The sequence below is a fragment of the Actinoplanes sp. NPDC004185 genome (genome assembly GCF_053603475.1).
The window spans coordinates 135,579-151,646 of the sequence record NZ_JBSGFR010000015.1 but is presented as its reverse complement, the minus strand read 5'-3'; the positions used below and the strand labels follow the sequence as shown (position 1 = coordinate 151,646).

Below are 16,068 nucleotides of genomic sequence, written 5' to 3'. Positions count from 1 at the left end.
TTGTCGTGCGCCGCGGGACCGCCGCGCACGTGTCCCGGGCTCCGCCCATCGTGACCCGAAAGGTTCATCGACGTTGACGAAACATCGCGCGGCACCGGTGTATTCAGCCGAGCAGACTCCGCAGCCCAGGACGGGTGGGAGCTCGCTGGAGACCGCGGCCGAGCAGCTGGACCACTGGAAGCAGCGCTGTGTCGGCCTGGTGCCACCACGGCTGCCGGGACACCGTCGCGGCGCCGGTCCGGAGGGCTGGGCGCAGGTGCGGTGTGCGGTCCCGGCCGGGTCGATCGGCGAGCAGTCCGCCGGGGCGTCTCTGCTGGAGCTCTGCGCGGCCGCGATGTACCTGGTCCTGACCCGTTACGCGCCGGGCGAGGACATCGCCGTCGTCGCTGCTTCCGGCGAAACGCCGGGCCTGGTGGTGGTGCAGCCGGAGCCGGGCCGGGCCGTGAACCTCGGCGGGCTCGTCGATGCTGTGCGGGACGCCCGCCTCGACGCCGCCCGGCACGCCGCCGGGTCGTTCGAGCAGCTGGGCCTCGACCCGGACCTGGCCCGGGTGGTGGTCACCGACGGTTCGCACGCCCGGCCGGCCGCGGCGACCTCGCTGATGCTGCGGGCCGTGCCCGGGCCGGGGGAGGCGGTCGGCATCTCACTGGAGTACCGGACCGACCGGCTGGCGGCGGATGTCGTGCAGCGGATGGCGGGTCATCTGAGCCGTGTGCTGGCAGCGTTCGCGGAGCAGCCGGGCCTGGCGGTGGCGGATCTGGACCTGCTCGGGGCGGCGGAACGGCAGGAGGTGGTCGTCGCCGGGGCCGGCGGTGTTCGGGAGATCCCCGCGGTCACCTGGGCGGCCCTGGTTGAGGCTCAGGTTCACCGGATGCCGGAGACGCCTGCCGTGGTCGCGGACGGATCGGTGCTGAGCTATGCCGACCTCGACGCGCGGGCGAACCGGTTGGCGCGGTTGCTGATCGCCCGCGGGGCCGGGCCGGAGACGGTGGTGGCACTGCTGCTACCTCGGTCGGTGGACATCGTGCTGGCGCAGCTGGCCGTGGCGAAGGCCGGGGCGGCGTTCCTGCCGGTCGATCCGGCGTACCCGGCGCAGCGCATCGCATTCATGCTGGATGATGCCCGGCCGGTGGTCACGGTCACGCGTGGCGACGTCTCGGCTTCCGTACCTGCGTCGTCTGCTGGCGCCCGCAGATCTTCCGCGAGTTCGGAGCCCGTCGGCGCGGGTCCGATCGTGCTCGACGATCCCGGCGTCCGGGCCGAGTTGGCCGCCCTGCCCGGCACAGCGGTCACTGACGCGGACCGGCGCGCGCCGCTGACGCCGGAACACCCCGCCTACGTCATCTTCACCTCAGGATCCACCGGCGTACCCAAGGGTGTGGTCGTCACCCAGGCCGCGTTCGTGGACTTCATCCTGGCCGAGGCGGCGCAGCTCGGTGCCGGGGCCGGTGACCGGGTGCTGCAGTTCTCATCGCCCAGTTTCGACGCGTCCGTGCTGGAGCTGGGACTGGCCCTGCCGTCCGGGGCGGCTCTGGTCGTACCGCCGCCGGGCGCCACCGTGGGTGAGCCGCTCGCCGAGGTGCTGGCCGGGCAGCGGGTGACGCACGCGCTGATCCCACCGGCGGCGCTGGCCACCGTGCCCGCGGGCGTTGAGCTGCCGGACCTGGGCACGCTGCTGGTGGGCGGTGAGGCGTGCGGTGCCGAGCTGGTCGAGCGGTGGGCCGGTGGCCGCCGGATGATCAACGCGTACGGTCCGACGGAGGTCACCGTGGTGGCCACCTGGACCGACGCACTCAGCCCGGGTGGCACCCCGCCGATCGGCCGGCCGCTGCCCAACACGGCCACGTACGTCCTGGACACCCGGCTGCGTCCGGTGCCGGCCGGGGTGGCCGGCGAACTGTACGTGGCCGGGCCCGGACTGGCCCGCGGTTACCTGCGCCGTCCCGGCCTGACCGCTCAGCGGTTCGTGGCCGATCCGTTCGGCGTCCCCGGCTCGCGGATGTACCGGACCGGGGACCTGGTCCGCCGGGCGGCGGACGGGCAGCTGGAATTCCTCGGCCGGGCCGATGATCAGGTGAAGATCCGGGGCTTCCGGATCGAGCCGGGAGAGATCGCGGCGGTGCTGAGCCGGCACGGATCCGTGGGACGCGCGGCGGTCGTCGCCCGCGAGGACCGGCCGGGCGTCAAGCAATTGGTGGCGTACGTGGTGCCTGCCGGTCCCGACGGCGTCGACCAGACGCAGTTGCGTGAGCATGTGGCAGCGGCGTTGCCCGCTCACATGGTGCCCGCCGCCTTCGTCACGCTCGCCGCTCTGCCGGTCAGCAGCAACGGGAAGCTGGACCATCGGGCGCTGCCCGCGCCACAGTTCGAAAGCCTCGGGCATGAGCCGCCCCGCACCGACGCGGAGCGAGCGGTCGCCGCTGTCTGGGCGGAGGTGCTCGGCCTGCCGCACGTGGGACGGCACGACGACTTCTTCGCGCTGGGTGGCGACTCCATCCTGGCTGTGCGGGCGCTGTCGCGGCTGCGGGAGAGGCTGGGCGTGCGGCTTCCGCCCAGGACGGCGTTCGAGGCCCGTACGGTCGCTGACACGGCGATCGTCGTCAGCTCAGGGGCGCCCGAGGTGGCGCAGGTCATCACCCGGGTGGATCGGTCCGGGCCGGTGCCGCTGTCGACGTACCAGCGTCGGCTCTGGGCGCACGAGCAGCTGGCCGCCGGGACGACCGAGAACCACACAGGCGTGGGACTGCGGTTGCGGGGGCCGCTCGATCCGGATGTCCTGCGCGCTGCCTTGGCCGCGCTGGTGGAGCGGCACGAGTCGCTGCGGACCACCTTCACCGTCGTCGGCGGGGAGCCGATGCAGGTCGTCGCCGAACGCGGCGAGCTGCTCCCGCGAGTCGTCGAGCTCGGCGTCGGTGCGCTGGACGAGCTGCTCGCCGAGGAACTGCGGTGGCCGTTCGACCTGGGCACCGGACCGCTGACCCGGGCCACTCTGGTCGCGTGCGGGCCGAACGAGCACGTGCTCCTGCTCGCCCAGCACCACATCGTCACCGACGGCTCGTCGGTGCGGGTGCTCACCGACGAACTCGCGGAGCTCTACGACGCCGGCATCCGCGGCGTTCCGGCCCAACTGCCCGTGCCGGCAGTGCAGTACCCCGACTTCTCGGCCTGGGAGCGCGGCCGGTTCACGGGGGCAGTGGTCGAGGACCGCCTGGCGTACTGGCGTGAGCGGCTGGCCGAAACCGAGCCGCTGCACCTGCCCACCGACGCGTCCGGATCCGCCGGCGCTGCCCAGTCGGCCGGCCTGCACCGGACACTGTTGCCGGCCGCGCTGGTCCGTCGCCTGGACCGGCTGGGCCGGCGGCACGGCGCGACCGTCTACATGACACTCGTGGCGGCGGTCCAGGTGCTGCTCGCCCGCTACAGCGACCAGCGTGACATCGTGCTCGGCACGGTCGCCTCCGGGCGTGACCATCCCGACCTCGAGCGGCTGGTCGGCTTCCTCGTCAACACGCTGGTCCTGCGCGGGACGGTGGATCCGGGGCAGAGCTTCGCCGAGCGGGTGGCCGAGGTGCGGGAGACGGTGCTCGACGCGTTCACCCATGACGTGCCGTTCGACCGGCTCGTCGAGGAACTCCGGCCGGGCGGCGTCCCGCTGGTGCGGGCTGTCGTCGTGCTGCAGCAGGAGCTGCTGCAGGCCCGCGAGGCCGGCGGGGTACGGATCGACGAGTACGACCTGCCGCGTCCGGCCGCCCGGTTCGACCTGGTCTTCGAGTTCGTCCCGCGCGGCGACACCCTCGGCCTGGCCGTGGAGTACGACGCCGCGCAGTTCACTGTGGACCGCATCGGACGGCTCACTGATCACCTCGTCCGCATCCTCGACGCGGTCACCTCTGAGCCGGCCGCGCCGCTGGGTTCCGTCGATCTGCTCTCCGCCGCCGAACGACGTGACGTGCTGGTCACCCGCAACGACACGGCCCGGGCCATCGAGCCGGCCACGCTGGCCCAGCTGTTCCTTCGTCAGGCGGCCCGTACTCCCGACCTGCCCGCGCTGCTCGACCGGCACGGTCCGGTCACCTACGCCCAGCTTCGGGCTCAGGTCAACCGCCTCGCCCGGCTGCTGATTCAGCGCGGTGCGGGTCCGGAACGGATCGTGGCCCTGGCGCTGCCCCGCTCAGTGGACATCGTGGTGGCCGAGCTGGCGGTGGCGCAGGCCGGTGCCGCGTTCCTGCCGGTCGATCCGGCCTACCCGGCCTCGCGGATCGCGATGATGCTCGACGACGCGGCGCCGGTGCTCGTGCTGACACTGGCCGCGCTCGGCCCGGATCTGCCCGTGCCGGGCGAGGCCACGCTCGTGCTGGACGACCCGGCCGTCGTGGCGGCCGTCGCTGAGCTGCCGGGCGACGACCTCGCCGATGCCGAACGTTCAGGTCCGCTGTCGGCGGCTCACCCTGCCTACGTCATCTTCACCTCAGGTTCCACCGGCCGGCCGAAGGGCGTCGTGGTCCCGCACGCGGGACTCGCGAGCTTCTCGGCCGCCGAGATCGAGCACTACCAGGTACGCCCGGGCGACCGCGTCCTGCAGTTCGCGTCGCCCAGCTTCGACGCCTCGGTACTGGAGCTGTGCATGGCCCTACCGGCCGGGGCGGCCCTGGTGGTCCCTCCGGAAGGTCCACTGCTCGGCGATCGGCTCGCACAAGTGCTGGCGGACTCGCGGATCACCCACGCGCTGATCCCGCCCGCGGCCCTGGCGACCGTGCCGGACGACGCCCGCCTGCCGGACTTCCGGTGCCTCATCGTGGGCGGCGACGCGTGCGGCGCGGACCTCGTCACCCGCTGGGCCCCGGACCGCCGCATGATCAACTCGTACGGCCCGACGGAGTCGACGGTCGTGGCCACCTGGAGCGGGGCGCTGGTCCCGGGCACGGTGCCACCGATCGGCCGGCCCATCCCCAACACCCGGGTGTACGTGCTGGACGGCGCGTTGCGGCCGGTGCCCGACGGCGTGCCCGGCGAGCTGTACATCGCCGGTGACGGGCTGGCCCGGGGTTATCTGCACCGACCGGGTCTGACTGCGCAACGCTTTGTCGCCGATCCGTTCGTCGCGTCCGACGGGTCCTGCGCATCAGGACCCAGCGGCGCATCCGGTGCTACGGCTGTGGCCGGTGCTTCTGCCGTGCCCGGCGCTTCGGCCGCATCCGGCGCGTCCTCCGCGAACGGCGCGCCCGGTGCTTCGGCCGCGTCTGGCGTTTCGGCCGCGTCTGGCGTCTTGGCCGCATCCGGCGCGCCCGGTGCTCCGGCCGTGCCTGGCGTTTCGGCCGCATCCGGCGCTTTCGCTGCGAACGACGCGCCCAGTGCGTCGCCCGTGCCTGGCGCCTCGCCCGTGCCTGGCGCCTCGCCCGTGCCTGGCGCCTCGGCCGCGCCTGACGCCTCGGCCGCATCCGACGCGTCCGCCGCGAACGGCGCATCCGGCGTTTCGGCCGCGCCCGTTGCCTCCGATGTACTCGGCGTCGCCGGCATGCCCCGTGCGGCTCACGCCTCCGGCGGGTCACATCCGATCGGCGCCCGTATGTATCGCACCGGTGACATCGTGCGCTGGGGTCGGAACGGCCAGCTGGAGTTCCTCGGCCGCGCCGACGACCAGGTAAAGGTTCGCGGGTTCCGCATCGAGCTCGGCGAGGTCGCCGCCGCCCTGACCCGGCAGCCCGCCGTCGATCGCGCGGCCGTCGTGGTCCGCGAGGATCCGCCGGGCACCCGCCGCCTGGTCGCCTACGTGGTGCCCGGCGCCGGCGCTCAGCGCGACCCGGCACCGCTGCGGGCCGCCCTCGCTGCCGAGCTGCCCGATCACATGGTCCCCGCCGCCTTCGTCTTCCTGGACTCGCTCCCGGTCGACCCGAACGGCAAACTCGACCGCCGCGCTCTCCCCGCCCCGGACCTCACCGCCGCCCCGGACCGGTACGTCGCACCTCGTACCGACCTCGAGCGGACCCTCGCGGGCATCTGGGCCGAGGTGCTGGGCGTACCGCGCGTCGGTGTCGAGGACGACTTCTTCGCACTCGGTGGCGACTCCATCCTCAGCATCCAGCTGGTGTCCCGGGCCCGGGCGGCCGGGTTGCAGCTGACGTCCCGCGAGCTGTTCCGGCACCCGAACATCGCGGCGCTGGCTTCGGTCGTCACTGCGGCCGGCCCAGCCACCGGAGACACCGGGCCGGTCACCGGCAGCGCCCCGCTCACGCCGATTCAGCGCTGGCTCCTGGAGACGCGCGGCGCAAGCGCGGACCGCTTCGACCAGTGGCTGGCCCTCGAATTGGCGCCTGACGTGGACGAGCGGGCCCTGCGGACCGCGCTGAGCGCCTTGCTCGCCCAGCATGACGCGTTGCGGGCGCGGTTCCCGGCTTCCGAGGGCGGTCACCGGGTGGAGATCGGACCTCCGGTTGAGGTGAGCCTGATCAGGCGGCGGTTGACCTCCGCGGTGACGCCGGAGGCGCTGCTGGACGAGGCCCGCCGGGCTCATGGGCCGGTCGACCTCGGTAGCGGGCCGCTGCTGCGGGCCACGCTGGTCGACGCCGGCGTACCGGTGCTGGTCCTCGCGGTGCACCACCTCGTCGTGGACGCCGTGTCGTGGCGGGTGCTGGCCGAGGACCTCGGGCTGGCGTACCGGCAGGCGGCGGCCGGGGAGCCGGTGCGGCTGGCCGGGCGCACCACGTCGGTGCTGGAGTGGGCCGGCCGGCTGGCGGACTACACCGCCAACGGTGGCTTCGCCGGTGAGCGGGAGCATTGGGCGGCGGTCCTGGCTTGTGACCCGGCCCTGCCGGTGGAGCGCAGCGGGCCGGACACCGTCGCGGACACCCGGTCGGTGACCGTGCGGCTGGAGCAGGCCGAGACCACGGCCCTGCTGCAGGACGTGCCGGCGGCGTACCGGACGCAGGTCAACGACGTGCTGCTGACCGCGCTCGGCGCCACGCTGGCCGAGTGGACCGGCCGCCGGCGGGTTGTCGTCGATCTGGAGGGCCACGGGCGCGAGGAGATCATCGACGGCGTCGACCTGTCCCGTACCGTCGGGTGGTTCACCACCGTCTATCCCGTTGCCCTGGAGGTGCCGGTCGCGGACGGCTGGGGCAGTGCGCTGAAGGCGGTCAAGGAACAACTCCGGGCCGTTCCCCGGCGGGGCATCGGCTTCGGGGCGCTGCGTCACCTCGCCCATGACGAGCGGCTCGGCGGTCCGGCCCCGCAGATCAGCTTCAACTATCTCGGCCAGCTGGACTTCCCGGCCGGTACCGACAATCTGGTCCGGGGCGTGGCTGCCGGGCTCGATCTGGACGACGACCCGGCCGCCGCTCGGCCGCACCCGCTGGAGGTCGTCGGCCGGGTCACCGCCGGCTGCCTCGAGCTGACCTGGTCGTACGGGCGCAACCGGCACGAGCCGCAGACCGTCGCCGCGCTGGCCGAGCGCATGTGCGCCGCCCTGCGCACAATCGTCGCCCACTGCGCCGAAGCGGGCGCCGGCGGCCGTACCCCGTCGGACTTTCCGCTTGCCCGCCTCGACGACGCGGCGGTGGACCGCCTGGCCGGGCCCGGCACGGACGTCGAGGACATCTACCCGCTGACGGCGATGCAGGCCGGTATGGCGTTCCACGGCCTGGAGCCGGGCGCGCACGGCGTCTACTTCCAGCAGACCACCTTCGTGCTCGACGGGGTCGAGGATCCCGGCCGGCTCGCTCAGGCCTGGCAGCAGGTGGTGGACCGGACCCCGGTGCTGCGCACCGCGGTGGCGTGGGACGGGCTCGGCGAGCCGGTGCAGATCGTGCACCGCGGCGTCCGCGTCCCGGTCACCCACCTCGACTGGACCGGGTACGGCGACGCGGAGCACCGCGAGCATCTGCGGGCGCTCCTCGACCAGGACCGCGCCGACGGCCTCGACCTGACCCGCGCGCCGTTGCTGCGGCTGGTGCTGGCCCGGCTCTCCGCGACCGAGGTGCGGGTGATCTGGACCTTCCACCACCTGCTGCTGGACGGCTGGAGCATCTTCCAGGTGCTGTCCGACGTCTTCGCCTGTCACGCCGCGCTCCGGCGGGGCGTCGAGCCCGCACTGCCGGCCCGGCGACCGTTCCGCGACTACGTCGCCTGGTTGGCCGAACAGCAGGATGATCCGGCGGAGGTGCACTGGAGCCAGGTGTTGTCCGGCTTCAGTGCGCCTACGCCGCTGCCGTACGACAGGGAACCGGTCCCGGGGGCCGGCGCCCGTTCGGCCCAGCGGTACGCCATCACCCTCGGTGAGCAGGAGTCGCAGCGGCTGCACGAGGTGGCCCGCAGCAACCGGTTGACCCTCAACACGATGATCCAGGGCGCCTGGGCGATGCTGCTGTCCCGCCACAGTGGACAACGCGACGTCTGCTTCGGCGCCACGGTGTCCGGCCGCCCGTCGGGCCTGCGCGGCGCCGACGCCATCACCGGGCTGTTCATCAACACGCTGCCGGTCCGGGTCGACGTCGACCCGGACGCCGACACCCTGTCGTGGTTGCAGTCGTTGCAGGCGGCGCAGATCGAGGCGCGGCAGTACGAGCACCTTCCGCTGGCCCGGCTCCGAGCGCTGAGCGACGTGCCCGCCGGGACCGGGCTGTTCGACAGCATCGTCGTGTTCGAGAACTACCCGATCGACGACGACGCCGCGCAGGTCCACGGGCTGCGGCTGCGGGATCTGGACGCCGTCGAGACCACCAGCTTCCCGCTCAGCCTGCTGGCCTATCCCGGGCCGCGGCTGTCGCTGGCGCTCGGCTTCGACCCGGCGTGTTTCGACGAGGACACCGCCCGGCGACTGCTGGATCACCTGCGGGAGTTGCTGGCCGCCGTCGCCGACGACCCGCATCGGCCGGCCGGGCAGCTGCCGATGCTGACCGCCACGGAACGGGAGCTGGTGCTCACCCGGTGGAACGACACCGCTCATCCTGTTCCCGCCGTCACCCTGACGGACCTGCTCACGGCCCAGGCGGCGCGGACCCCGCAGGCACCGGCGGTCACCTTCGAAGGGGTGACGCTGTCGTACGCCGATCTCGACCGCTGGTCCAACCGGCTCGCGCATCGGCTGATCGCCTCCGGGGCGGGGCCGGAGCGGTGCGTGGCGGTGGCCTTGCCCCGCTCGCTGGAGCTGGTCGTGGCGCTGGTGGCGGTGCTCAAGTCCGGGGCCGCGTACCTGCCGGTCGATCCGGAGCTGCCCGACGCCCGGATCGCGATGATGCTCGACGACGCCCGTCCGGTGCTGGTGCTGGATCGCCGCCAGGACGTCGGCGACGCCTCCGGTCCCGAGCACACCCCGGGCGACGCCGACCGGCTCGCGCCGCTCACTCCGGCCGGCCCGGCCTACGTCATCTTCACCTCCGGCTCAACCGGGCGACCCAAGGGTGTGGCCGTGCCGCACGAGGGGATCGTCAACCGGTTGCTGTGGATGCAACACGAGTACGACCTCGGTCCCGACGACGTGGTCCTGCAGAAGACGCCGGCGAGTTTCGACGTGTCGGTCTGGGAGTTCTTCTGGCCGCTGATCGTCGGCGCCCACCTGGTCGTGGCCCGGCCGGAGGGGCACAAGGACCCCGCCTACCTGGCCGCCCTCATCCGCGAGGCGCGGGTGACAACCGTCCACTTCGTACCCTCGATGTTGCGGGCCTTTGTGGCCGAGCCCACCGCCGCGGGCTGCACCGGATTGCGCCGGGTGATCTGCAGCGGTGAAGCTTTGCCCGCCGATGTCGCCGCCGCGTTCCACGCGCTGCTGCCCGTCGGCCTGCACAACCTGTACGGGCCCACGGAGGCGTCCGTCGACGTCACCTACTTTCCGTGTCCACCGCAGTCCGGGGCCGCGGCGGTCCCGATCGGGCGGCCGGTGTGGAACACCCGCACCTACGTCCTCGACCGCGACCTGCGACCCGTCCCACCGGGCGTGCCGGGTGAGCTGTACCTCGCCGGGGTGCAGCTGGCTCGGGGCTACCTGAACCGGCCCGGGCTGACCGCGCAGCGTTTCGTCGCCGACCCGCACGGCGGCCCCGGCAGCCGGATGTACCGCACCGGCGACCTGGCCCGCTGGCATCCGGACGGCACGCTGGGCTTCCTCGGCCGCACCGACGACCAGGTCAAGCTCCGCGGCTTCCGGATCGAGCCGGGCGAGATCGAGGCCGCGCTGCGCCGGCTGCCCGGCGTGACCCAGGCGGTGGTCCTCGTCCGCGACGACCGCTTGATCGCGTACGTCGTACCCGCGCCCGGCCCCGGGCCGGAACCGGCCGATCTGCGCGACCGGCTCACCGCCGAGCTGCCGCAGCACATGGTGCCGTCGGCCTTCGTCGTCCTGGACCGGCTTCCGTTGAGTCCCAACGGCAAGCTCGACCGCGCGGCGTTGCCCACCCCGGACCGCTCCGACCCGACCGGCGCCGAACCCGTGGCTCCTCGCACCGACGCCGAGGGCGTCATCGCCGGGATCTGGTCCGAGGTGCTCGGCACCGACCGGATCGGCGTCCACGACAGCTTCTTCGACCTGGGCGGCGACTCGATCCGCGGCATGCTCGTCGCCTCCCGCACCGGCACCGCCTTCGGGCTGCCCCTGAGCCCACGCGACATCCTCAGCGCCCGCACCGTGGCCGCCCTGGCCGAGCTCGTGGAGGACCGGATCCTCCGCGAGCTCGAGAGCCTCGCGTCCGGCGCCGGCACCGACGAACCCCGATGAAGGAGCACCTCTTGCCGTCCCCGCAGCAGAGCCGTACGGCCGCCCTGCCCGCGCACCTGCAGCAGCTCCTCCGCCAGCGACTGGCCGGATCGGCGCCCGCCACCCCGGTCGCCGATCCGATCCCGCCGGCTCCGCGGAACGAGCCGCTGCCGCTCTCGTTCTCCCAGCAGCGGCTCTGGTTCCTGGACCGCTTCCAGCCGGGCGAGGCCGAGTACAACAGCGCGTTCGCGATGCGCCTCAGCGGCCCGCTCGACCTGCCCGCCCTGCCCGCGGCGGTACGCGCGCTGGCCACCCGGCACGAGTCGTTGCGGACCACCTTCGACGACATCGACGGCGCGGCGGTGCAGGTCGTGCACCCGGTACCGGACCTCTACGTCCCGCTGGTCGACCTGGCCTCCGGAGCCGACCTGGAACAGGTGCTGTACGAGTCGTACTCGGTGCCGTTCGACCTGCGGACGGGCCCGCTGTTCCGGGTCACGGTGTTCCGCCTGGGGGAGCAGGAGCACGTGCTGCTGCTGGCCGCCCACCACATCATCACCGACGGCTGGTCGATGGGCGTGCTGACCGAGGACCTCACCGCCCTGTACGAGGCGGCCCACCACGGCATTCCCAGCGACCTGCCCGAGCCCGCCCTGCGGTACGCGGACTTCGCGGTGTGGCAGCGTCGGCGCGCCACCGGCGACGAGGCGCGCAGGCACGCCGAGTACTGGGCTGACCGGCTCGCCGGACTGCAACCGCTGGAGTTGCCCACCGATCGGCCGCGTCCGGCGGTGCGGACCTCGCACGGTGCGGTGCACCGGTTCGCCGTGCCCGCCGCCGTCGCCGACCGGCTGGCCGAGCTGGCCCGCTCCCACGACACCACTCTGTTCACCGCCCTGACCGCGGCCTGCACCCTGCTGTTCTCCCGCTATGCCGGGCAGGACGACGTCGCGCTCGGCACGGTCGTCTCCGGGCGCAACCGGCCGGAACTCGAACGGCTCGTCGGTTTCTTCGTCAACACCGTGGTGCTGCGTTCCCGGGTCGACCAGCGGGGGACCTTCGCTGACCTGCTGGCCGAGGTGCGCGGCACCGCGCTGGACGCGTTCGCCCACGACGACGTGGCGTTCGAGCGGCTGGTGGAGGCGTCGGGCGCGGCTCGCGATCCCAGCCGTAACCCACTGTTCGACGTCATGGTGCTGCTGCACGACGAACGCCGCGCTGCCCCGCGGCTGAGCGGCCTGCGCGTCGAGGAGATCGAGCTGTCGCGGCGAGCAGCCACTGTGGACCTGTCGGTGGAGTTCGAGCGACGCTCCGGCGCGCTGTCGGGTTTCGTGGAATACAACACCGACCTGTTCGACGCCGCGACTGTCGAGCGGATGACGCGGCACCTGCTGGGCCTGCTCGACACCGTCACCACCGCGCCCGGGCGGCGCCTGGCCGAGCTGGAGCTGCTCACCGCCGGTGAACGCGATCAGGTGCTGCGGCAGTGGAACGCCACCGACGCCGACTTCCCGGCCGGCACCTTCGGTGAACTGTTCGAGGCTCAGGTGAACCGCACCCCGGACGCCACCGCCCTGGTGTGCCGGGACACCACGCTGACCTACCAGGAGCTGGACGCGCGGGCGAACCGGCTCGCCCGGCTGCTCGTGCGGCGCGGTGCCGGGCCGGAACGGGTGGTGGCGCTGGCCCTGCCCCGGACGGCCGAGATGATCGTGGCGTTGCTGGCCGTGCTGAAGGCGGGCGGCGTGTACCTGCCCGTGGACCCGGACCTGCCGCCGGACCGGATCGCCTTCGTGCTGGACGACGCCGCGCCGGTGCTGACCCTGACGATCGGAAGCAGTCTGCTGCCGGCCGGGGTGGCCGGACTGGCGCTGGACGACCCCGCCGTCCGGGCCGAACTCGGCGAATGCGCCGACAGCCGTCTCGCTGACGCCGAGCTGCTCGGCCGGCCGGGTCCGCGGCACGCCGCCTACGTCATCTACACCTCCGGCTCGACCGGCCGGCCCAAGGGCGTCACGGTCGAGCACCGGCAGCTCGTCAACTTGTTCCACCATCACCGCCAGGGCCTGACGGCTGCCGCGGGCGGACGACTGCGGGCCGCCTTGACCGCGGCGTTCTCCTTCGACACGTCCTGGGAAGGTCCGCTGCTCATGGCGGACGGGCACGAGCTGCACGTCATCGACGAACAGACCCGGCTCGACCCGCGCGCCCTGGTGGACTACATCCGCGCGCACCGGATCGACTTCCTCGACCTGACGCCCTCGTACCTGCAGCAGCTGCTGCCCGCCGGCCTGCTCGACGACGACACGCATCGGCCGGCCGTGCTCATGCTGGGCGGCGAGGCGCTGAGCGAGTCGCTGTGGCGGGAGCTGGGTGCGGTGCCCGGCACGACGGCGTACAACTTCTACGGGCCGACCGAGTGCACCGTGGACGCGTTGTCCTGCGAGGTCGGTGCCGGAACACGTCCGGTGATCGGGCGCCCGCTTCGCAACGTACGGGCGTACGTGCTGGACGCCGCCCTGCGGCCGGTGCCGATCGGCGTCGCGGGCGAGCTGTATCTCGCCGGCGACCAGGTGGCCCGCGGCTACCTGAACCGCCCGGGGCTGACCGCCGAGCGCTTCCTGGCCGACCCGTTCGGTGCCGACGGCGGGCGCATGTACCGCACCGGTGACCGGGTGCGGTGGACCGCCGACGGGCAGCTGGACTATCTCGGGCGCGCCGACGAGCAGGTCAAGGTGCGTGGCTACCGGATCGAGCCGGGCGAGATCGAAGCCGTGCTGCAGGCCGTCCCGGGTGTCGCCGAGGCGGTCGTCATCGCCCGCGACGACGACGCCGGGCACCGCCGGCTCGTGGCCTACGTGGTGCCCGCCAACCCGCCGGACGCGCCGGACAGCACCGCTCTGCGCACCGAACTGCGCCGTCAGCTGCCCGACTACATGGTGCCCACGGCCTACGTCGTGCTGGACCGGCTGCCCACCACGCACACCGGCAAGCTCGACCGTCGCGCCCTGCCCGCCCCGAGCGGGCCGGCCACCGACCAGGCCGACCACGTGGCCCCCCGCACCGCCACGGAACGGCAGCTCGCCGAGATCTGGGCCGGTGTGCTGGGCGCCGAGCGGGTCGGGGTGACGGACAACTTCTTCACCCTGGGTGGCGACTCGATCCTGAGCATCCAGGTGGTGTCCCGGGCCCGGCAGGCCGGTCTGCGGCTGACCTCGCGGGACATCTTCCTGCACCAGAGCATCGCCGAGCTGGCCCTGGTGACGGGCGCCGCCGAGGCGATCGAGGCGGCACCGGTCATCGCCGGGCCGGCCCCGCTCACCCCGATCCAGCACTGGTTCTTCGACACGTACGGGCCGCTGCGGCACTTCACCATGTCGATGCTGCTGGAGCTGGCCGCCGACGTGGACGAGGAGATGCTCGGCCGGGCACTGCACGCGGTCGTGCGTCACCACGACGGGCTCCGGCTCACCTTCACCACCGGAGGCGAAGGTACGGTTCAGCACCCTGTCGTCGTCCCCGTGGCGCTGGCCGTGCGCGATCTGCCCGATGAGGCCGCCCTCGAAGCGGCCGCCGCCCAACTGCGCGCCGCACTCGACCCGGCGACCGGGCGGATGGTCGGCGCCGTGCTGGCGCGCTCCAGCGCCGGCCGGCCGCCGCGGCTGCTGCTGGTGGCTCACCACCTGGTGATGGACGGAGTCTCCTGGCGGATCGTGCTGGAGGATCTGGAGACGGCGTACCGGCAGCTGGCCGAAGGGCAGCCGGTGGCGCTGCAGCCGGTGACGACTCCGTTCACCCAGTGGGCCCACCGGCTGGCCGCCCACGTCGGTGCCGGCGGCCTCGACGACGCGACGGCCTACTGGGCGGGCGCCGGCGAGCCGAAAGCCCTGCCCAGGGATCACGACGGCGCGCCCACCGGGCACTCCACGCGGGCGGTGACCGTCCGGCTCGGCCGCGCCGACACCGACGCGCTGCTGCACCGGGTGCCGCCGGTCTACCGCACCCAGGTCAACGACGTGCTGCTCAGCGCCCTGGGCCGGGTGCTGGCCGACTGGACCGGCCGGGACCGGGTCGCAGTCGCCTGCGAGGGCCACGGCCGCGAGGAACTGCTCGACGGCGTCGACCTGTCGCGCACCGTCGGCTGGTTCACCACCCAGTTCCCGGTGACGCTGGATCTGCCCGCCGCGCCGGACTGGGGCCGGACCCTGCTCGCCGTCAAGGAACAGCTGCGCGCGGTGCCGCACCGGGGGCTCAGCTACGAGGCTCTGCGCTACCTGTCGCTCACGGCCACCGCATTACGCGGACGTGCGCTCCCTGAGGTCTGCTTCAACTACCACGGCCGCTGGGACGCCACCCAGGCCACCGGACTGGTCCGGGCCCGTCACGACGGCGTCGGCCCCGAGCTGGACCCCGGGCAGGCGCCCGCGTACCTGCTGGACATCGCCGGGCTGGTCGAGGACGGGGAACTGCGGCTGAGCTGGCTCTACAGCGCCGACGTCCACGACGAGCACACCGTACGGCGACTCGCCGAGGCCATGCTGGACGCGTTGCGCCAGATCGTCGCGCACTGCGCCGACCCCCGGGCCGGCGGCCGATCGCCCGCCGACTTCCCGCTGGCCCGCCTGGACCAGGCCGGCGTGGACCGGGTCGCCGGCGACGGCCGCACCGTCGAGGACGTCTACCCGCTGACCCCGCTGCAGGCCGGCATGGTCTTCCACAGCCTGGTCGATGAGGACTCCGGCGTGTACGCCGACCGCACCCAGCTGCGGCTCGGCGGCGTCACCGATCCCGCCGCCCTGGCCACCGCCTGGCAGCGCGTCGTCGACCGTACGCCGGCCCTGCGTACCGCTGTGATCTGGGAAGGTGTCGACCAGCCGGTGCAGGTGGTGCACCGCGAGGTCACCCTGCCCGTGACCCACCACGACTGGCGGGCCCTGGACGACGCCGCGCGCGCGGATGCCCTGGACAGCCTGCTGGCCGAGGACCGCGCCGCCGGGCTGGAGCTGACGACCGCCCCGCTGATGCGGCTCGCCATCGCCCGTACCGCCGACGACGAGGTCATCGTCGTGTGGACCTCGCACCACGTGCTGCTCGACGGCTGGAGCGTCGGGCAGGTCTTCACCGAGGTCGCCGACCAGTACGCGGCCGTCGTCCGGGACCGGGCACCCCGCCCGGTGCACCGCCGCCCGTTCCGCGACTACCTCGCCTGGCTGGCCGGCCAGGACACCGATCGGGCCGAGCAGTACTGGCGCGGGGTTCTCGCCGGGCTGAGCGCGCCGACCCCGCTGCCCTACGACCGTCAGCCGGTCGAGGCGCACCGCACCGAGTCCGCCGAGACCGTCCGGCTGCGCCTGCCCGAGCCGGAGTCCGCCGCGCTGCGGCAG

The 16,068-nt window shown here is 73.5% G+C and carries 2 protein-coding genes (1 of these 2 cut by a window edge); both read left to right on the top strand.

The genetic code is table 11. The annotated features are described in order from the left end of the window. Positions 1 to 73 precede the first annotated feature (73 nt). Complete coding sequence (locus ACWEOZ_RS17710; protein ID WP_451911758.1) at positions 74 to 10,705, top strand: amino acid adenylation domain-containing protein; 10,632 nt, start codon at positions 74 to 76, stop codon at positions 10,703 to 10,705. Further along, positions 10,702 to 16,068, top strand: the 5' end (the start) of a protein-coding gene (locus ACWEOZ_RS17705) for a non-ribosomal peptide synthase/polyketide synthase (protein WP_451911757.1). It continues 14,745 nt past the right edge of the window; 5,367 of the gene's 20,112 nt are visible here — the first part of the coding sequence; it begins with the start codon at positions 10,702 to 10,704; its stop codon lies off the right edge, out of view. Before ACWEOZ_RS17710 ends, ACWEOZ_RS17705 begins: the two co-directional genes overlap by 4 nt.